The organism is Pseudomonas sp. 18.1.10 (assembly GCF_024655625.1).
Lineage (GTDB): Bacteria > Pseudomonadota > Gammaproteobacteria > Pseudomonadales > Pseudomonadaceae > Aquipseudomonas.
Genome location: NZ_JANLGL010000049.1, coordinates 1 through 19869 on the forward strand (window position 1 = coordinate 1; position 19869 = coordinate 19869).

General features: G+C 58.4%; 19 protein-coding genes. 3 read left to right on the forward strand and 16 right to left on the reverse strand.

The annotated features are described in order from the left end of the window. Positions 1–55: 55 nt before the first annotated feature. From kdpC to kdpF, 4 genes are all read right to left on the reverse strand, one after another. Positions 56–601, reverse strand: coding sequence for a potassium-transporting ATPase subunit KdpC (gene kdpC, locus NUV89_RS11220; RefSeq protein WP_257781343.1), 546 nt, complete (start codon positions 599–601; stop codon positions 56–58). 64 nt (positions 602–665) lie between these two features. Beyond that, the gene (gene kdpB / locus NUV89_RS11225; protein WP_374684485.1) at positions 666–2723 is read right to left on the reverse strand and encodes a potassium-transporting ATPase subunit KdpB; all 2058 of its coding nucleotides are present in this window, start codon (positions 2721–2723) and stop codon (positions 666–668) included. Positions 2724–2735: 12 nt separating this feature from the next. Then, on the reverse strand, positions 2736–4430 hold the full coding sequence (gene kdpA / locus NUV89_RS11230; RefSeq protein WP_257781345.1) for a potassium-transporting ATPase subunit KdpA: 1695 nt from the start codon (positions 4428–4430) through the stop codon (positions 2736–2738). Positions 4431–4440: 10 nt separating this feature from the next. Continuing rightward, on the reverse strand, positions 4441–4530 hold the full coding sequence (gene kdpF, locus NUV89_RS11235; RefSeq protein WP_003218754.1) for a K(+)-transporting ATPase subunit F: 90 nt from the start codon (positions 4528–4530) through the stop codon (positions 4441–4443). A gap of 412 nt (positions 4531–4942) precedes the next feature. On the opposite strand from kdpF, the gene eat reads away from it, so the two are divergent. Further along, positions 4943–6307, forward strand: coding sequence for an ethanolamine permease (gene eat, locus NUV89_RS11240; RefSeq protein ID WP_257781346.1), 1365 nt, complete (start codon positions 4943–4945; stop codon positions 6305–6307). A 111-nt stretch (positions 6308–6418) separates the two neighbouring features. Next, positions 6419–6586 carry a DUF2897 family protein gene (locus NUV89_RS11245; protein WP_008437727.1) on the forward strand — a complete coding sequence of 56 codons (168 nt, stop codon included), beginning with the start codon at positions 6419–6421 and terminating at the stop codon, positions 6584–6586. Between the two features lie 8 nt (positions 6587–6594). Here the strand turns inward: NUV89_RS11245 and NUV89_RS11250 are convergent, their stop codons facing one another. Then, positions 6595–7443 carry a DUF1989 domain-containing protein gene (locus NUV89_RS11250; protein ID WP_257781347.1) on the reverse strand — a complete coding sequence of 283 codons (849 nt, stop codon included), beginning with the start codon at positions 7441–7443 and terminating at the stop codon, positions 6595–6597. Positions 7444–7458: 15 nt separating this feature from the next. Beyond that, on the reverse strand, positions 7459–8103 hold the full coding sequence (locus NUV89_RS11255) for a GntR family transcriptional regulator (RefSeq protein ID WP_257781348.1): 645 nt from the start codon (positions 8101–8103) through the stop codon (positions 7459–7461). 130 nt (positions 8104–8233) lie between these two features. On the opposite strand from NUV89_RS11255, the gene NUV89_RS11260 reads away from it, so the two are divergent. Then, the gene (locus NUV89_RS11260; protein ID WP_257781349.1) at positions 8234–8812 is read left to right on the forward strand and encodes a TetR/AcrR family transcriptional regulator; all 579 of its coding nucleotides are present in this window, start codon (positions 8234–8236) and stop codon (positions 8810–8812) included. Between the two features lie 16 nt (positions 8813–8828). On the opposite strand, the gene NUV89_RS11265 is transcribed toward NUV89_RS11260, so the two are convergent. From NUV89_RS11265 to NUV89_RS11310, 10 genes are all read right to left on the reverse strand, one after another. Further along, on the reverse strand, positions 8829–9161 hold the full coding sequence (locus NUV89_RS11265) for a ComEA family DNA-binding protein (RefSeq protein WP_257781350.1): 333 nt from the start codon (positions 9159–9161) through the stop codon (positions 8829–8831). Positions 9162–9271: 110 nt separating this feature from the next. Next, positions 9272–11266: a nucleoside-diphosphate sugar epimerase/dehydratase gene (locus NUV89_RS11270; RefSeq protein WP_257781351.1), complete on the reverse strand. Its 1995-nt coding sequence runs from the start codon at positions 11264–11266 to the stop codon at positions 9272–9274. Between the two features lie 96 nt (positions 11267–11362). Beyond that, entirely contained in the window at positions 11363–12388 is a 1026-nt protein-coding gene (locus NUV89_RS11275; RefSeq protein WP_257781352.1) for a glycosyltransferase family 4 protein, read from the reverse strand. Further along, entirely contained in the window at positions 12385–13350 is a 966-nt protein-coding gene (locus tag NUV89_RS11280; RefSeq protein ID WP_257781353.1) for an SDR family oxidoreductase, read from the reverse strand. The genes NUV89_RS11275 and NUV89_RS11280 overlap by 4 nt, the downstream gene beginning before the upstream one ends. Beyond that, positions 13350–14117: a glycosyltransferase family 2 protein gene (locus tag NUV89_RS11285; RefSeq protein WP_257781355.1), complete on the reverse strand. Its 768-nt coding sequence runs from the start codon at positions 14115–14117 to the stop codon at positions 13350–13352. The genes NUV89_RS11280 and NUV89_RS11285 overlap by 1 nt, the downstream gene beginning before the upstream one ends. Positions 14118–14121: 4 nt before the next feature. After that, positions 14122–15537 (reverse strand): mannose-1-phosphate guanylyltransferase/mannose-6-phosphate isomerase, encoded by a 1416-nt coding sequence (locus tag NUV89_RS11290; RefSeq protein WP_257781356.1) that lies wholly within the window; start codon positions 15535–15537, stop codon positions 14122–14124. Between the two features lie 133 nt (positions 15538–15670). Next, positions 15671–16648 (reverse strand): GDP-L-fucose synthase, encoded by a 978-nt coding sequence (locus NUV89_RS11295; RefSeq protein ID WP_257781357.1) that lies wholly within the window; start codon positions 16646–16648, stop codon positions 15671–15673. Between the two features lies 1 nt (position 16649). Further along, the gene (gene gmd, locus NUV89_RS11300; RefSeq protein WP_257781358.1) at positions 16650–17774 is read right to left on the reverse strand and encodes a GDP-mannose 4,6-dehydratase; all 1125 of its coding nucleotides are present in this window, start codon (positions 17772–17774) and stop codon (positions 16650–16652) included. Positions 17775–17804: 30 nt separating this feature from the next. Then, a complete protein-coding gene (locus tag NUV89_RS11305) occupies positions 17805–18764 on the reverse strand; it encodes a GDP-mannose 4,6-dehydratase (protein WP_257781359.1) in 960 nt (319 codons plus the stop codon). A 4-nt stretch (positions 18765–18768) separates the two neighbouring features. Then, positions 18769–19869: a glycosyltransferase family 1 protein gene (locus NUV89_RS11310; RefSeq protein ID WP_257781360.1), complete on the reverse strand. Its 1101-nt coding sequence runs from the start codon at positions 19867–19869 to the stop codon at positions 18769–18771.

A 19869-nucleotide genomic window follows, 5' to 3' on the forward strand; every position in this document is an offset into this window, starting at 1 on the left:
GAAATACCTGTGACTGACACACCGCCTTCGCGAGCAAGCCCGCTCCCACAGGGGATTACAGTTTTTCCAGGGCCATGTTCAACGCCAGCACATTCACCACCGGCGGCCCCACCAACGGGCTTTCGATATGCTCATCGAGCAAACGCTGCAGGGTCGACACCGGCACATTCCGCGCCGCCGCCACGCGCGCCAGTTGATAGGCAATCGCCTCCGGTGGCAAGTGTGGATCAAGACCGCTGCCAGAGGTAGTCAACGAGGCCAAAGGCACTGGGCCCTGGCTTGGCACCAGCTGTTTGTTCGCATCGTCGAAGATGCGCGTGGCCAATGCCGGGTTGCTCGGGCCAAGGTTGCTGGCGCTGCTGGAAACCGTGGCATAGGCACCGGCGGAGGGACGCGGGTGGAACCAGTTGTCACCAGTGAAATCCTGGGCGATCAGGCTGGAGCCGCGCACCTTGCCGCTGGCGTCGTACACCAGGCTGCCGTTGGCCTGGTCGGGGAAGGCGACTTGGGCGACGCCGGTGACCACCAGTGGATAGGCGACGCCGGTAATCAGGGTCATGAGCACCAGCAGGCTCAGGGCCGGGCGGATGATGTTGGACATTTCAAGTTCCTCAATTCGGTCATTGCAACCTGTGGGCACCGGTCAGGCACCCACAGGCATCGGGTCAAACCAGGTGCAGCGCGGTCAGCAGCATGTCGATCGCCTTGATGCCCACGAACGGCACCAGCAGCCCGCCCACGCCGTAGATCAGCAGGTTGCGCCGCAGCAACGCCGCCGCACTCGCCGCCTGCACGCGCACGCCGCGCAGCGCCAGGGGAATCAGCACCACGATAATCAACGCGTTGAACACAATGGCCGAGAGGATCGCGCTCTGCGGGCTCTGCAAATGCATCACGTTGAGCACGCCCAATTGCGGATAGATCGAGGCGAACAGCGCCGGCAGGATCGCGAAGTACTTGGCCACGTCGTTGGCGATGGAAAAGGTCGTCAGTGCGCCACGGGTCACCAGCAATTCCTTGCCGATCTGCACCACGTCCAAGAGCTTGGTGGGGTCGCTGTCGAGGTCGACCATGTTCGCGGCTTCGCGGGCGGCCTGGGTGCCGTCGTTCATCGCCATGCCGACATCGGCCTGGGCCAGTGCCGGGGCGTCGTTGGCACCGTCGCCGCACATGGCGACCAGGCGGCCGTCGTTCTGCTCATGACGGATACGCGCGAGTTTTTTCTCCGGGGTGGCTTCGGCCAGCACGTCGTCCACGCCGGCTTCGGCGGCAATTGCAGCGGCGGTCAGCGGGTTGTCGCCGGTGACCATCACGGTGCGAATCCCCAGCTTGCGCAGTTCGGCGAACCGTTCGCGGATGCCGGGCTTGACCACGTCCTTGAGGTGGATCGCACCGAGCAGCTTGCCGTCGGCGCACACCAGCAACGGGGTGCCGCCGCTTTGGGCGATCTTGTCGATTTCCCGTGACAGCGCGGGTGCGAGGTCGCGGCGTTGTTGGCCAACAAAGGCCAGCAGCGAATCCACCGCGCCTTTGCGGAATACGCGGCCTTGATAGTCGACGCCGGACAAGCGGGTTTCAGCGCTGAACGGTACGGCGGTCAACTCATCCAGGGACGGCTCGGCCTGGGGGTGCAGCGCACGCAGGTATTCGACGATGGATTTGCCTTCTGCCGTGTCGTCCGCCAGGGACGCCAGCAGCGCGCCTTCGGCCAGCTCGCGGCCGCTGACGCCAGGCGCCGCGACCACCGCCGAGCAACGACGGTTGCCAAAGGTGATGGTGCCGGTCTTGTCCAGCAGCAGCACGTGCACGTCGCCCGCCGCTTCCACCGCACGCCCGGATTTGGCGATCACGTTGAGGCGCACCAGGCGGTCCATGCCGGCGATGCCGATGGCTGATAACAGGCCGCCAATCGTCGTGGGAATCAACGTCACCAGCAGTGCGACGAGGAACACCAGCGGCAAGCTGCCATTGGCGAAGTGGGCGAACGGTTGCAGGGTCACTACTACCAACAGGAAGATCAGGGTGAGGCCGATCAGCAGGATATCCAGCGCCACTTCGTTGGGGGTTTTCTGGCGCTTGGCGCCTTCGACCAGGGCGATCATGCGGTCCAGGGTGGACTCACCGGGGTTGGCGGTGATGCGGATCAGCAGCCAGTCCGAGACCAGTCGCGTGTTGCCGGTGACGGCCGAGCGGTCGCCGCCGGATTCACGGATCACCGGTGCGGACTCGCCGGTGATCGCCGCTTCGTTGACCGCCGCAATGCCTTCGATGACCTCGCCGTCACCGGGGATCATTTCCCCGGCGGCGACGCGCACCACATCGCCTTTGCGCAGGCTGGTGGCCGGCACGACCTTGAAGCTGCCATCGGCTTCCTTGCGGCGTGCGCTCAAGCCTTCGCTGCCAGCCTTGAGGCTGTCGGCACGGGCCTTGCCACGCCCTTCGGCCAAGGCTTCGGCGAAGTTGGCGAACAACACGGTGAACCACAGCCATACGGCGATTTGCACGGCGACGAACGTCGGCACGGCGGTGTCGGGTACGAAGCACAGCACGGTGGTGAGGATGGCGGTCAGTTCGACCACCAGCATCACCGGCGAGCGTTGCAGCTGGCGCGGGTCGAGCTTGACGAACGCCTGGACCAGTGCCGGGCGCCACAGGGCGGAGATCGCGGTTTTTGGCGGTTCCTGGGTGTTCACAGGAGCGGCGTTTTTTGCAGGCATATTCATTGTCATATCCCCTTAGAAGCCCATGCTCAAATGTTCAGCAATAGGCCCCAGAGCAAGCGTCGGCAGGAAAGTCAGGCCACCCACCAGCAAGATGGTCACGGTCAACAGGGTCACGAACAGCGGGCCATGGGTCGGGAAGCTGTTCTGGCCAATCGGTGCGGCCTTCTTCATCGCCAGGCTGCCGGCCAGGGCCAGCACCGGGAGGATGTAGCCGAAGCGGCCGATCAACATGCCCAGGCCGAGCATCAGGTTGTGGAACGCGGTGTTGGCGCTCAAGCCTGCGAACGCCGAGCCGTTGTTGGCACTGGCCGAGGTGTAGGCGTAGAGCAACTGGCTGAAACCGTGGGGGCCAGGGTTGCTGATGGCACTCGCTGGGCCGGGCAGGCTGGCGGCGATGGCGCTGAGGACAAGCACGCCCACCGGCATCACCAGCAAGGTGACGACGAGCAATTGCACTTCCTTGGCCTGGAGTTTCTTGCCGAGGTATTCCGGCGTGCGACCGATCATCAGGCCGGCGAGGAACACCGCGATCAACACGTTGAGCAACATGCCGTACATACCGGCACCGACGCCGCCGAAGATCACTTCGCCGACCATCATGTTGACCATGGCGACCATGCCGCTCAACGGGCTGAGGCTGTCCTGCATGCCGTTGACCGAGCCGTTGGATGCCGCCGTGGTGGTCACCGACCAGAGCACGGTGCCGGTGGTTCCGAAGCGCGTTTCCTTGCCTTCCAGCGGCGCGGTCTGCTCGACAGCCGGGTGGTTCAGGGTCGGGTTGGGCTGGGATTCGGACCACAGCGAGGTGGCGCCGCCGATCAGGAACAGGGCCAGCATGCAGCCGAGGATCGCGCGGCTCTGGCGCAGGTCCTTGACGTAGTGACCAAAGGTGAACACCAGCGCCACCGGGATCAGGATGATCGACGCCACCTCGAACAGGTTGGCCCACGCGGTCGGGTCCTCAAACGGGTGCGCCGAGTTGACGCCGAAGAAGCCACCGCCGTTGGTGCCCAGTTGCTTGATCGCAATCTGGCTGGCGGCCGGGCCGAGGGGAATCACCTGATCCACACCCTGCATCGTCAGCGCATCGACGTAATGGGCGAAGGTCTGCGGCACGCCCTGCCAGACCAGGAACAACGCCAGCACCAGGCACAGGGGCAGCAGGCCGTAGAGGGTGGCACGGGTCATGTCGACCCAGAAGTTGCCCAAGGTCTGCGCGGACTTGCGGCCGATCCCACGGCACAACGCGACAAGGACTGCCAGGCCGGTGGCCGCGCTGACGAAGTTCTGCACGGTCAGGCCGGCCATCTGGCTGAGGTAGCTCAGGGACGCCTCACCGCTGTAGGACTGCCAGTTGGTGTTGGTCATGAAACTGACGGCCGTGTTGAAGGCCAGCGTCCATTCCTGGCCCGGTAATTTCTGCGGGTTCAGTGGGAGGTAGTCCTGGAACAGCAGGATGGCGAACAACAGCAGGAAGCCGGCAAGGTTGAATGCCAGCAGGGCCAGCATGTACTTCTGCCAGCTTTGTTCCTGATGCTCATCCACCCCCGAGAGGCGATAGCAGGCCTTTTCCACAGGCCCCAGGACCGGGCTCAGCCAGGTGCGCTGGCCTTCCATCATCTTGTAGTAGAACCGGCCGAGGAAAGGTGCCGGCACCAACACCACGGCAAAGAAGGCGATGATCAGCCAATAGTCATAACTGTGCATGGCCAAGCTCCTAGTTCCGATCCGCGCGTAGCAGCGCAACCAGCAGATAAATGAACAGCGCCACGGCCAATAGCAGTGACACCCCGTCCAGAACGCTCATGGAAGTTTCTCCGTTTAGCGGCGTATTGCCGCGTGTGGGGCAATTGTCCGCAGGAGTGGCGTAAAGGAACGAGAGCGAGGGTGTGGGTGGGGCGTAAAGACGGCGTAAAGAGTGGGTTTATGCGGGGGTTACAGGAGGATATGGGTGGCTGGGAGGGCCTCTTCGCGAGCAAGCCCGCTCCCACATTTTGATCGGTGCTCGCCTTGGCAATGCGGTCGGATGTGGGAGCGGGCTTGCTCGCGAAAGCGCCGGTTCAACCACCGTCGCACTCATCTGGTGCAACCCTGGCGACTTTCAAACGCCAAACCATCCCCCAGACGACAGGTGTGCGCCTTTACGACAATGATTCTCAGGCTGGCATGGCCGCTGCAACACCTTGAATCATTCCAAACCGTTCAGGGAGCGCCACACGATGAACACACAACTCAAACCCACCTTGGGCACCCTGCATTTGTGGGGCATTGCCGTCGGCCTGGTGATTTCCGGCGAATACTTCGGCTGGAGCTACGGCTGGGGCGTCGCCGGCACCTTGGGCTTCCTGGTGACGTCGTTGATGGTCGCGGCGATGTACACCTGCTTTATCTTCAGTTTCACCGAACTGACTACCGCCATTCCCCACGCCGGCGGGCCGTTTGCCTACAGCCGCCGCGCCTTCGGTGAGAAAGGCGGCTTGATTGCCGGGCTGGCGACGTTGATAGAATTCGTGTTCGCCCCGCCCGCCATCGCCCTGGCCATCGGCGCCTACCTCAACGTGCAGTTTCCGGCACTGGACCCGAAACACGCGGCCGTCGGCGCCTATTTCGTGTTCATGGGCCTGAACATCCTCGGCGTGAAACTCGCGGCCACCTTCGAACTGGTGGTGTGCGTGCTCGCCGTGGCCGAGTTGCTGGTATTCATGGGCGTGGTCGCCCCGGCGTTCAGTTTCAGCAACTTCGCCCTGAATGGCTGGGCCGGTTCGGATACGTTTGGCGCGCCGGCGATTGCCGGGATGTTTGCGGCGATTCCCTTTGCGATCTGGTTCTTTCTCGCCATCGAAGGCGCGGCCATGGCCGCAGAAGAAGCGAAAGATCCCAAGCGCACCATTCCAAAAGCCTACATCAGCGGCATCCTGACCCTGGTGATCCTGGCCATGGGCGTGATGTTCTTCGCCGGTGGCGTGGGCGACTGGCGCACCTTGTCGAACATCAACGATCCACTGCCCCAAGCGATGAAAACCGTAGTGGGCGACCACTCCGGCTGGTTGCACATGCTGGTGTGGATCGGCTTGTTCGGCCTGGTGGCGAGCTTCCACGGCATCATTCTCGGCTATTCGCGTCAGTTCTTCGCCCTGGCTCGCGCCGGTTACCTGCCCTCTTTCCTCGCCAAACTGTCGCGCTTTCAGACACCCCACCGTGCCATCCTCGCCGGCGGCGTGGTCGGCATCGCGGCAATCTACAGCGACGGTTTGATTAACCTCGGCGGCATGACGCTGACTGCGGCGATGATCACCATGGCAGTGTTCGGCGCCATCGTGATGTACATCATGAGCATGCTCAGCCTGTTCAAGCTGCGTAAGACCGAGCCGCTGCTGGAGCGCACCTTCCGCGCCCCGGGTTACCCAATCGTGCCAGGCGTTGCACTGGTGCTGGCGGTGGTGTGCCTGGTGGCCATGGCCTGGTTCAACACGTTGATCGGGTTGATCTTCCTGGGCTTTATGGCGGTTGGATTTGCCTACTTCCAGATGACCGCACAGCACCGTGCGGATGCCCCGGCGGATGCGATGTTGACCGGTCTCTGATCGACTTGAGGCAGAACGGGCCTACACTGAACTACTGAGAAAGCCCGTTACTCAAAGCAGTTATTCCCGTGGGAAAATTCTCCCACGACGATCTGCCTCAAGGAGAGCCTTATGCCGTGGTATGCGTGGTTGATTTTAGTGGTGGCGATCGGCTCGATCGTCGGTGGCCTGCTGATGCTGCGGGACAGCGCCAACAAGGTGGAACTCACCGACGAACAACGCAAACGCGTGGCCGAACGCAACGCCCAGGCGGACGCCAAGGACGCGCAGGATCGCTGAGCCTTGGGTTACTCCCAAGCCGCCTTGGCAATATGCAACCCGTGCTGCCCCTTGTAGGCAGCACGTTCCGGCTGGCTCCAGCCATTCAGCAGCGCCGCATCCAACCGGTAGATCTCAACACCCAGCGGTCGACACACCGTCAGCGGGTCCTGCGCGTCCGGCCCCCACATCGGCAGTGACAGGTCCCCGCCCGGGCATGTCGACAGCGCGCACAGCAGATCAATCTCGGCAAAGAACTCCAGGTAATCGCCCTTCTGCGCCGGGCAGGCCTTCATGAAATACATGTCGTCCTGATTGAGGCCGGTGCACTGGAAAATATTCAGCACGTCATGCACGTCGAATTCCGTCAGGCCGTGGGGTAACACCGCCCGTGTCAGGTTCGAGTGGCAATGGTGATGGAAGTCCTCGCCAGTGAGCATGCGGTTCACATAAGGATCGCAGCGCGTACCGAGCAGATCATGCAGGCGCCCGCCATGCTCATCGATGCCATAGCTCGCCAAGCTGTCATCCGTGATGGTCACCAGGGGCCGCAGAAACGGCAGGTTCGACCACAAGCGGTCATGGGTGCTGACATGGGCGCCCTGCAACTGCCGCGTGCGTGCCGCCCACAGCCGCTCGCGCGGGTCATGGGCGTTCCACACGTTAAAGTCGCCCACCTGCGGGCCCACCGGCGTGGTCACCCGGAACACATGCCCGGCGGGTACTTTCCACGCCCTGCCCGTACGAATCGGCACCTCGAATTGTTCGATCAGGGTCCGTTGACCGGCACGATCGCGAATACGCTCATAAAACGCCGTATCCACCTGCAGTGCCGAGCCTTTGCTGACCTGATAAGCCGCCGGATAGTCTTTGTACATCATGGAACTCCTCGATCAAGGGTGGGTGAACAGGGCCAGCGACACACGCTCCGAATCATCCAGATACAAACTCAGCGCCTGCCCTGCTGCCGGTTTGTCCGCTTGGACCAGTAGCGCGTATATCTCACGATCGCGCTCCAGCCAGGGTGACTGGAACCGCTGCTCATCGGGCGCGGCACAAAACACCAGGCGTAACTGGGCGATCACCTGGGCGAAAAAGTCATCGAACAACGGGCTGCGCATCAGCCCGACAATCTGTTGGTGGAACGCCAGGCTGTGGGTCGCCACGGCGCGCCAATCTTCACGCTCCCGCGCCAGGGTGGTGGCGTCGATAGCATTTTGCATGCGCTCGCACTGATCGGCGGTCAATGCGCCGCTCTGGGCGATGGCCTGCAACTCCAGGGTGCGCCGGACTACAAACACGTCACGCACCTCTTCACGCTCCAGGCGCCGGACCATCACGCCCTTGTTTCGCACGTACCGGGTCAGGCCTTCCTGCCCCAGGCGATGCAAGGCTTCGCGAATCGTGTTGCGCGAGGCGTTGTAACGCTTCACCAACTCCACCTCGACCAACGCCATGCCGGGTAACAGCCGCCCACCGATGATGTCGGCACGAAGTTCCAGCGCGATCTGATCGGCTAACGACAAGTTGAGTGCCATCACTCCCCCATGATTGTTGAACAATCCTCTGCGTAGTCGTAATCACTTTTCGTGCCAACCGCTGCGCTTCGCTGGATGTGTAATAACGTTCAACTCCGTTAAACTGCCATCTCGTTACCGAGGCAGCCCTATGCGTTACTCCCAAGACCATAAAGCCCAAACCCATCAGCGCATCATCAAGGAAGCGTCGGTGCGCTTTCGCCGCGACGGCATTGGCGCCACCGGCTTGCAACCACTGATGAAAGCGCTGGGCCTGACGCATGGCGGGTTTTACGCACACTTCAAGTCCAAGGACGAACTGGTAGAAAAAGCCCTGCTCGCTTCGGCCGCAGAACTCGATGCTCACTGCGAGATGCTGTTCAGCCAGGAGCGGCCGTTGGACGCGTTCATCGACAGCTACCTGTCGGACTGGCATCAGACCTCCCCGGACCAGGGTTGCCCATTGCCGACCATGTGTTCCGAACTAGGGCTACGCGGCCAGCCTAGTCCGACAACGGACGCCGTGCTCGACGCACGGCTCAAACAGATTGATACAGCTTTGGATAAGGGCCGTACTGACGCTCAGGCACTGGTGATGATGTCGACACTGGTGGGCGCGCTGGTGCTGGCCAGGAGTGTCGAGAATCCACAGTTCGCAACGCGAATCATGGATGTGGTTCGAGACACCTTGAAAACGCAGATCCGGGAAGATGAAAAGGCCGGTCAATGACCGGCCTCCTGGCTGCTTAATTGATCGACAGCCTATCGCGGTTCTTCTCCAGCAACGCCTTGCCGATGCCCTTTACCTCCAACAACTCATCCACTGCCGTGAACGGACCGTTGCTGTCGCGGTAGGCGACGATCGCCTTGGCTTTGGCGGCGCCGATGCCGAACAAGTCACGACGCAGGGTTTCGGCGTCGGCGGCGTTCAGGTTGACCTTGGCGGCTTGCTCGGCCTTGGTTATTTGCGCGGTGATAGGGGTTGGCGCTTCGGGTTTGATTGAAGGGGCTGCAGTGGTGGTGACGGAGAGAGTGGTGAGGAAGGCGAAAATCAGGGAAGAAATGTAGGTGCTTTGCATGGGTGACGCTCCTTGACATCTATGAGAGAAAAGCAGCTTTCCGAAGCTGCTTTTCAAACTTAGGTGATGCGTGGGATTCGTCAAAAAAGCTTGAGTAACAGGGTGTTAATTCAAGGCTCCAGGCGACGTTGCTGGTAGATCCAATCGACGATTTCGCCGTCGGGGGAGTAGCCGCTGACCGTGTCGCGCAACAGCTCTCGGATACGCGCGTAATCGTCTTGGTCGACCGCAGCCAGCAGCTCTTTCAGCTTGCCCTTGAGCACCTCCCACGACAGATGATCTTCACTGGCGCTCATAATCATCGGGTGCTGGGTCGCGACCACGTTGTCGCCAATCAGTAACTCCTCGTAAAGTTTTTCACCAGGGCGCAAGCCGCTGAACTCGATGGAGATGTCACCCTGGGGGTTTTTATCGGAGCGCACGCTCAGGCCAGAGAGGTGAACCATCTTTTCTGCGAGCTCGATAATTTTCACCGGTTCGCCCATATCCAGCACAAAGACGTCCCCGCCCTGCCCCATGGAGCCTGCCTGGATAACGAGTTGGGCGGCCTCCGGGATCGTCATGAAGTAACGCGTGATCTTCGGGTGGGTCACCGTCAGCGGCCCTCCGGATTTGATCTGCTTGTGGAACAACGGAATCACAGAGCCCGAGGACCCAAGAACGTTGCCGAAGCGAACCATGGTGAAGCGGGTCTTGTTGACGTGGGAAACATTGGACTTGTCGCCAAACAGTACGGGGGCCAATTCCCTGCTCAGGGCTTGCAGTGTCAACTCTGCCAGGCGCTTGGTACTGCCCATGATGTTTGTCGGGCGCACCGCCTTGTCAGTAGAGATCAACACGAAGTTGGCAACGCCCGACTGGAGTGCCGCCTGGGCGGTATTCAGTGTTCCGATGACGTTGTTCAACACGCCTTCTGCCACGTTGTGCTCAACCATCGGGACGTGTTTATAGGCCGCGGCATGGTAGACGGTATCCACATGCCAGGTCTTCATCACGTCGAGCAGTTTTTCCGGGTTACGCACTGACCCAAGAATCGGTAGCAGTTTTACCGGCAAAGATTCCCGCGCAACACGCTGCTCCAACTCGGACAGAATGGTGTACAGGTTGAATTCGCCGTGATCGAACAACAACAAGGTCGTTGGCCGCAGGGAAAGAATCTGTCGGCAAAGCTCCGAGCCGATGGAACCACCCGCACCGGTTACCAGTACCACCTGGGCCTTGACGCAGTGCTCAAGCAAGTCGGCCTGTGCCGGGACGGCATCGCGCCCCAACAGGTCGGCGATATCGACTTCCTGGATATCGTCAACTTTGACACGCCCACTGGCGAGGTCCATGAAGCCGGGAACACTGCGCACGTGGAGTGGAAAGCCTTCAAGAAAACTCAGGATTTCACGACGGCGGCCACGGTTGGACGAGGGGATGGCCAGAAGAATTTCCTGGGCGCCTGTTGCCTCGATCATTTGTTGAATGTGCTTGGGTTTATACACATGCAAACCCGATATGACGCGGTCCGAAATGCTCGAGTCGTCATCGATAAACGCCACTGGGCGCATGACTCGCCCCATTCGAAGTGCGGCAACCAACTGGTTCCCGGCAGAACCGGCGCCGTAGATAGCGACTTTGATCAAGCCATCGTCACGACTGGTAAAAGGCACGTGCTGCGAAGCGGTGAACCAATCCCCGAGAAAGTATTGGCGCATGCCCAGTCGCAAGCCGCCGATCATAATCAGGCTCAACCACCAATAGTTGAACACGATCGAGCGCGGAACCACGTTTTGATGATTGCTGTACCAATAGACCACCAACGCCAATATCAACGCTGACAAGCTGACGGCCTTGATGATTGCGATCAGCGCATCGTTGCCGAAATAACGCATGACTGCCCGGTACATGCCAAATCGCACGAACAACGGAATGGCAATGATGGGCGCAGAAATGAACAGCCAGAAATGCATCCGGACAGGATTGACCATTTCATCGATGCCCAGGCGTACCACAAAGGCCATCCACAACGCGATCCACACCATCACGACGTCAGTCAGAACCTGCAGAACGCGCTTGTGACGCCTTGGCAAGCCCAGCAGCAGCGTGCGCATCCGATCCATCTTTATTCTCCAAAATAACCTTCACCTGCAAATAAACACCGCAGGGATGATGTTGCTATCAGACTATTTTAGTCTGCACTTGCACATCCAGGATGTTCAGCGCGCCTCAACGTGCTCCAACGCTCCCGCGTGAAACCTTACCGCCAGCCAAATCAAAGGGGCATAAGCGAGAGCAAGCCCAAGAAAGCCATCGATATCCAACAACACGACTGCAAGTGCCACGGGGAACAGCCAGAACATATTGATGCACGCGACCGTCAGCGTGACGGGGCGGTGTTGTCCAAACTGTCGCGAGGCAAACTGGTACGCGTGACTGCGATGAGCCTCATAAACCTTATCCCCGCGCAACAGTCGGCGTATCAGGGTGAATGTGGCGTCCACGATGAACACCCCCAACATGATCAGCCATGCCCAGAGCAACTGAGGGGAAACGACACTGGCCTGCAATGAGAAAGCGCCCAGCATGATGCCGATAAACCCGCTTCCAGCATCACCCATGAAAATCCTGGCTGGTGGGAAATTCCAGTACAGAAACCCCGCTACCGCCATGCTGAACACCAGCGGTGTCCACACAAGCTGTGGCTGGCCCACCCACCAGTAGATGGCACACATGCCCAGGCAGGCGCACAGCGCTTCAACGCTGGCGATGCCGTCGATGCCATCCATGAAGTTATAGAGATTCAACAGCCAGACCAGATAGAGAACGGCCAGGCAATTCCCAAACCAGCCAAGGTCCAGGAGCTGGCCGAACACCCTGACCGGACCCAGCCCGTGAAGGAAAAACAATACCCAAACCGCCGCCAGAAAATGGCCGAGCAACCGCCAACGCGCGGCGATATGCCCGTGGTCATCCATGAACCCCAGGATTGCCACGCCCAGCCCGGCGCCCAGCATGCCCCACGCCCAAGGCCAAGGTACAAGGCCGGCGAAGGCCAGCACAGGAACCGCCGCCAGGAAGCTGAGCACAATCGCCACCCCGCCACCCCTGGGCGTTGGGATGGAGTGAGAGCTGCGAGCGTTGGGTGTATCGATCAGGCTGGCCGACAGTGCATAGCGCCGAAGCAGCCACGTGAGCAGTAGCGAAACACCTGCCAGGCCGGGGAGTAACCAAAGAACATTCATCGTTTATTCTGATCCAGAAAATGTCGTGCCGTGCCGTCAAGGGCTTGATCCAAGCCAACACGGGGTGCCCATCCCAGCAACGAACGGGTCTTGCTGATATCGACCTGCAAGGTCCCGCACAGCCGCTGGGAAAACCCGGACAGTCCCAAAAGCTTCGCCGCAGCCGTAAGAAGCCAGGCCGGAACGGGCACCAAACGTGCGGGCGCGCGCAGCGCACGCGCCATTTTGCGCAACAGCTCGGTGGTCGAAAGGTCCTCATCATCACTGACGAGAAACACCTGGTTACTGGCCGCCGGGTGATCCAGGCAAGTGACGATCAGGTCGGTTACGTTATCCAGCGCGACAAAACTGCGTTTGTTATGAATGGCACCCAACGGCAAAGGGATGCCCTTGCACAGATAACGCATCATGTTTTGAAAGTTTGCTTTCACCCCTGGGCCGTAAATAAGCACGGGGCGAATGATGACGATATCCATCCCGACCTCCTCGGCCAATTGCAGGAGCCCTTTTTCAGCCTCCCATTTGGAGAGACCGTAGGCGTCGATAGGCTTGGGCTCGTCATCGGGCCGATACGGCCTGCCCGCCAGGGATTCTTCGCCATTGACCTTGATCGAGCTGATAAACACAAAGCGGCGGACTCCGGCAGCTGCCGCTTGCCGAGCCAGGTGCAGCGTGGCGGCAACGTTGACCTCGCGAAAAGCCTGAAGCGGGTCGGCGCAGGTATCGGCCAGGACGTGCACTCGGGCAGCACAGTGGACGACTACGTCCACGCCGGCGAGGGCCGCTGCCCAGGAACTGCGAGCGTCCATGGCGCCAGTGAAATGTGCAACCACGCCCGCAGCGACATGGGTCTCGGCATTCCGGACCGAGGCGGAGAGGCGATACCGACCCTCTGATTGCAGGCGACGGATCAGGTCTCTACCCAAAAAGCCGCCGGCACCGGTAATGAAGATATGTTCCATCAGCTCCTCGTTCCCGGGCGCTTGAGGTATTCCAATAACTTGAATGGGATTTTACTGAGGACCATGAACAAATTGGTATATACGCCATTTCGCTTACAGGCCTGAACAATTTCCCTATTGAGCTTCAAGCTGCTTTTGACACCTGAAGTACTGACACCACCCGAACGCATGCGAACCAACACTTTGTCGATATACGAAAAGCTGTAGTGCTTGGTCAACAACAGGCGGACAAACATCTCATAGTCCGCAGATATCGTGTACAACAAGGAATAATCACCGACGTCCTTGTAGGCTTGCCGTCTTATAAACGTTCCGGGATGGGGAGGCATCCATCCAAACCGAAGTTTCCAAGCCTTGAAATGAGCGGCACGATAGACCCGTGTCACCCGATGCAGGTCGTCAGGGTTGACGAAGACAACATCGCCGAAAATCAATGCATCATCTGGTTTTAGCCGAAACGCTGCGGCAACGCTCTCCAACGACGACGGGCTCTCGTAGAAATCGTCGGAGTTGAGAATACCGATGACATCGCCAGTGGCCAGTGCAATACCTTTGTTCATCGCATCGTATATCCCGCGATCCGGTTCGCTCACGATGGTCGCGATAGACGCTGCATACTCCGCGACCACACCCATCGTATTATCTTTGGAACCACCGTCTACGATGATGTATTCAATATCCGAATAGGTTTGAGCCAACACAGATTCAATAGTGTCTCTTATAGTTTTTTCACTATTGTATGAAACCGTGATAATCGAGATCTTCAATACGTCAACCCTTTACCCGACCGTAAATATCTTCAAACCGCACAATATCATCCTCGCCCAAATAAGACCCTGACTGGACCTCAATCAGTTCCAGAGGGATCATCCCCGGATTCTCAAGTGCATGGACCTGGCCGATGGGGATAAACGTGGATTGGTTTTCCGTGACGAGATAGGTTTTCTCCCCATTGGTGACACGAGCAGTGCCACTTACGACAACCCAATGCTCTGCGCGATGGTGATGCATTTGCACCGAGAGCTTTTCACCCGGTTTGACTGAAATCCTCTTGACCTGATAACGCTCGCCACTATCGATGGAATCGTATACACCCCAGGGACGATAGACCTCGCGGTGGTTAATCTGCTCTTGACGGCCACCCGCCTTGAGTTGATCGACAATCTTTTTGACTTCCTGGACCTGGTCTTTATGCGCCACCAGGACAGCGTCCTTGGTCTCCACAATAATCAGGTCTTGCACGCCCACGGTAGTGACCAGGCGATGTGTCGCGTGAACGTAGCTGCCGGTGGTGTTCTCCGACAGCACATCCCCCTTGAACAGGTTGCCTTGCGCGTTTTTTTCGCCGGCCTCCCAGAGGGCCGACCACGAGCCGATGTCACTCCAACCGGCGTTCAACGGCACCATCACGGCATCCGCTGTTTTCTCCATGACGGCATAGTCGATAGACACGTCCGGGCTCGTCGCAAAGATGCGGGCGTCAACCCGGGTAAAATGCATATCCTGCTGGCCGCCCGCCAAAGCATCACGGCATACCGACACGATTTCCGGGTGAAACTTTTCCAGTTCCTGGATATAGCGACTGGCGCGAAACATAAACATACCGCTGTTCCAAAAATAGTCCCCTTGGGATAAGTAAGATTTCGCGGTGTTCAAGTCGGGTTTTTCGACGAATCGGCTGACCTGATACCCCCCCGCGTCAACAGGAGCGCCCAATTGAAGGTAGCCATAACCCGTCTCAGGGCTGGTGGGCGTAATGGCAAACGTGACCAATTTGCCCGACTCTGCAAGCAAAAGGGCCGACGCAATACTCTCCTGGAAGGCCTGGACGTCTTGAATCAAGTGGTCGGCAGCCAGCACCAGCATGATCGGGTCGGTCTGCTCGCTCAGGGCCTGCAAGGCCGCCAAGGCGATGGCCGGCGCCGTGTTCCGGCCTACCGGTTCAAGAATGATGTTCGCGTCTTCCAGTCCCAGTTGCCGAAGCTGCTCGGCAGCAAGAAAGCGGTGATGCTCGTTGCAAATCAACCGCGGCAACCCGTGCTCGAGCCCATCAAGGCGCTTGATGGTGGCCTGGAGCATCGTCAGGTCGGCATCCACCAAGGGTAGGAACTGCTTGGGGTTCAGTTGACGAGAGAGTGGCCACAGCCGGGTGCCTGAGCCGCCGGCCATGATTACTGGAAGAAACATTCAATCATCCTTTGAGACCGAGATCAGCGCCGCTGTACAGGCGCGAGTGTAGTTTGCGCGGGAGACAACCGTTAACACCCACAACGAAGTGGTTGAACCGAGCCCTGAAAAGACCTCCACGGTCAGTTTCAGCCTAGCGTGAACGAGCGTGCAAGGCGTTCTCGGAGAACCAGGCGTAAGCGTCTCGCAAGCCGTCTTCGAGGCTTACAGTGGCGCGCCACCCCAGCTGTCCAAGACGCGAAACATCCATCAGCTTTCTTGGCGGGCCGTCCGGCTTGGTGGCATCAAAGCTCAGGCGTCCCTTGAATCCGGTGACCTTGGCGATGGTTTCGGCCAACTCTCGAATACTGCAGTCCTGCCCTGTACCCACGTTGATGTGAGAGAGCATCGGTTGGGTGTAGGCGCCATACTGCTCTGGATCCAGCTCCATGATATGAACCGATGCGCTGGCCATGTCATCAACATGCAGGAACTCGCGCTTTGGCGAACCGCTGCCCCAAATCACGACCTCTTCAACGCCCTGCTCGACAGCATCGTGGAACCGACGCAGAAGAGCCGGTATCACGTGAGAGTTTTGCGGGTGGAAGTTATCGTTCGGACCATACAGATTGGTGGGCATGGCACTGCGATAATCACGCCCATATTGACGGTTGTAACTCTCGCACAGCTTGATCCCGGCGATCTTCGCAATCGCATAAGGTTCGTTGGTAGGCTCAAGCACCCCTGTCAGCAGCGCCTCTTCAGGCATTGGCTGCGCAACGTTGCGGGGGTAAATGCATGAGGAACCGAGAAACAACATTTTCTGCACGTCATGCTGGTGCGCCGCCTGGACAATATTCGCCTGCATCGTCAGGTTTTCGTAGATGAACTCGGCCGGGTAGGTGTTGTTCGCATGAATGCCGCCCACCTTCGCCGCGGCCATATAGACTTGCTCGATCTTGTTCTCGGCAAAGAAATCCGCCACCGCGCGCTGATCCAGCAAATTCAATTGAGCCCTGTCGCGGGTCACAATATTGGTATAACCCAACGTTCGCAGGCGCCGGACGATGGCCGAACCTACCATCCCCTTGTGGCCAGCAACAAAAACACATTCGCTCAATTGACGTGACATGTTAGTTCTCCAGCGACACCGGCAAATCGTAACCGTGGTTCTTCAACAATGCGTGACGTTGGGCGACTTTCAAGTCTTCGCGAACCATTTCAGCGCACATCTCCTGGGCAGTGATTTCCGGTACCCAGCCTAACTTTGTCTTGGCCTTGGTAGGATCGCCGAGCAGTGTTTCAACTTCGGCCGGGCGGAAGTAGCGTGGGTCAATACGCACCAGCGTATCGCCAACTTTGAGCGCCGGTGCCTTATCGCCAACAATGGACTCGATAATGCCGCGCTCGTCTACACCCGTGCCTTCGAAGCGCAAGGTCAGGCCAAGCTCAGCCGCAGACCAGCAAATGAACTCACGCACCGAATACTGGACGCCCGTTGCAATGACAAAGTCTTCAGCAACATCTTGTTGCAACATCATCCACTGCATACGGACGTAGTCTTTGGCATGCCCCCAATCCCGTAGCGCATCCATGTTGCCCATGTAGAGGCACTGCTCAAGTCCCTGGGCAATATTTGCCAGGCCGCGGGTGATTTTGCGGGTCACAAACGTCTCGCCTCGGCGCGGCGACTCGTGGTTGAAGAGGATCCCGTTACAGGCATGCATGCCATACGCTTCGCGGTAGTTGACGACAATCCAGTATGCGTAGAGTTTTGCAACAGCGTAGGGCGAGCGCGGATAGAACGGCGTGGTTTCTTTCTGCGGTGTTTCCTGTACCAAGCCGTACAGTTCAGAAGTGGAGGCTTGGTAGAAACGGGTCTTTTTCTCCAGCCCGAGCAGGCGGATGGCCTCAAGAATTCGCAGGGTGCCCATCGCATCGACGTCAGCTGTGTATTCCGGGGATTCAAAGCTTACGGCTACGTGAGACTGCGCACCGAGGTTGTAGACCTCGTCAGGCTGAACTTCCTGAATGATGCGGGTCAGGTTCGACGAGTCGGTAAGGTCGCCGTAGTGCAAGATGAACCGTTGATTGTCTACATGCGGATCCTGATAGATGTGATCCACACGTTGCGTATTAAACGAAGACGCACGTCGTTTGATGCCGTGAACTTCGTAGCCCTTTTCCAACAGCAGTTCGGCCAAATAAGAGCCGTCCTGGCCGGTGATCCCGGTAATGAGCGCTTTTTTCAGGGTCATGTTTAGGTCCTAAAATTCTTAGAGTGACTGTTAAATCGCATTTAGCATGCTGGTAATGACATCAGGCATTGTCGATTGGGCTTTCCACCCAAGAACCTGTTCCGCCTTTGCCGGACAAGCTCGACTGATAAGCAGATCAGTGGGTCGGAAGAACTCTGTCGATTGATCGACATGAGCTTGCCAGTCGAGGCCCAATTGCGTGAATGCTTCAGCAACAAAGGTTTCCAACGTGTGGGTTTGCCCCGTTGCGATCACGAAATCACTGGGTTCCTCACACTGAAGCATCCTCCACATTGCATCAACGTATTCCGGGGCAGCCCCCCAATCGCGTGCGATATCCAGACGCCCAAGCGTCAACCGCTCTGTGGAGCCTGCTGCAATTCGTTTGGCTGTAGTCACGATTTTTTGTGTTACAAATCTGGAGGGGCGTAATGGCGATTCGTGATTAAACAAGATGCCGGTGCACGCAAAAAGATTATAAGCCTCGCGATAGTTATCGACCAGCCAGAACGCCGAGGACTTGGCCACGGCATAAGGGCTACGAGGGTGAAACGCGGTACTCTCGATGGCGGGCTCGCCCTTGGTATCACCAAAACATTCGCTGGAACCTGCTTGATAGAAGCGAATCGGGCGTTCAGTCATCCGACATGCCTCAAGCATGTTCAGGGTTCCCAAGGAAATACTTTGAATTGTTTCAGCTGGCTGCTCGAACGACAGTCCGACTGACGACTGCCCGGCAAGAAAATAGACTTCATCAGGCTGGCTACGTTTGAGCGCCATGAACACACTGCGAAAATCCTCGGGCACCATCGACAGCAACTTCACCTTGGGGAAAACGTCCAGTCGCTTCAAATTGGCGAATGAAGAGCCCTGCGCATCCCGGGATGTCCCCCAAACGGTATAGCCCTTACTCAGCAACAGCTTTGCGAGATAAGCACCATCCTGGCCACTCACACCGCAAATCAGGGCGGTTTTTTCTGAATAGTCCAAAGTATTACCTTTGCAATGAATTGTAGATCGATAGTGTTTCTTGGCTACAGCGCTGCCAGGAGAATTGGTTTAAGCGCTCATGCCCGAGCCCGACCAATCTGGCAATTTCGCTGTCAGAGTAAACCACTCTTTCTATCGCTCCAGCCATTTCATCATCATTAACGGGATCGAAAAAAACACCTGCGGTGCCGATGATTTCAGGCATTGAACTGGTGCCACTACTGATTACAGGGCAGGAATGTGCCATCGCCTCCAGTGGAGGAAGTCCGAAGCCCTCATAGATAGAGGGATAGACAAAGGCTTTGGCGCCCTCATAGAGCTCACCCAGTAAAGCATCGTCCCCCCCCATCTGCCGCACCTGCCCGGGAGCAAAACCAAGACGCTGTACCAACTCCTGTTCGCTTTCGGAAAAAGCGCCGCCGCCAAACGCGACAATGTCAAAGTCTGACTTCAACCGTGTTGAGCTGGCCACCGCGCGAAGCAACCCGGCAAAGTTCTTGTAGGCAAAGCGTGCCCCTACATACAACAGATAGGGTCTGGGCAACTGGCTCGGTTTTTTTTGGGTGACCGGTTTGAATTGCTCAAAGCCCAAATGAACAACCGACAACTTGCTTTCGGGGACAGCGAACAGCCTCATGAGGTCTTGCCGCGTGCTCTCCGAAATGCAAATAACATGGTCTGCACGCTCTACCGCGCGGCGCTTGAGCAGGGATGTCTTGTCCTCGGAAGAGAAACTTTCTGGGTACAGCTCATGAATCATATCGTAGACCGTCAGGACCGTTGGACACCCCTTGGGGGCTGTACCGGAACGGGCGTAATAGGTTTCGTGCACCACCTGAGGCCGCCAACGACTCATCGCCACTCGCCCTTGAAGACGGTTGTAGGCAAGCATGAGCCTCGCGGTATAGCGCGGATACTTTTCTATCCAGCGTCCATGAACGATTCCTTCAGGCAGCTCATTCAAGTACGCATTGCGGTAGAAAGGCGAGAAAATACCGACATCGGTCCCCGCCTGGGCCATCTGCTCGGCGATGCGGCAAAAATAACGAGAAATGCCACCGTAATTTTGCAGGGCGAATATTTGGTAATCGAAAGCAACGCGCAT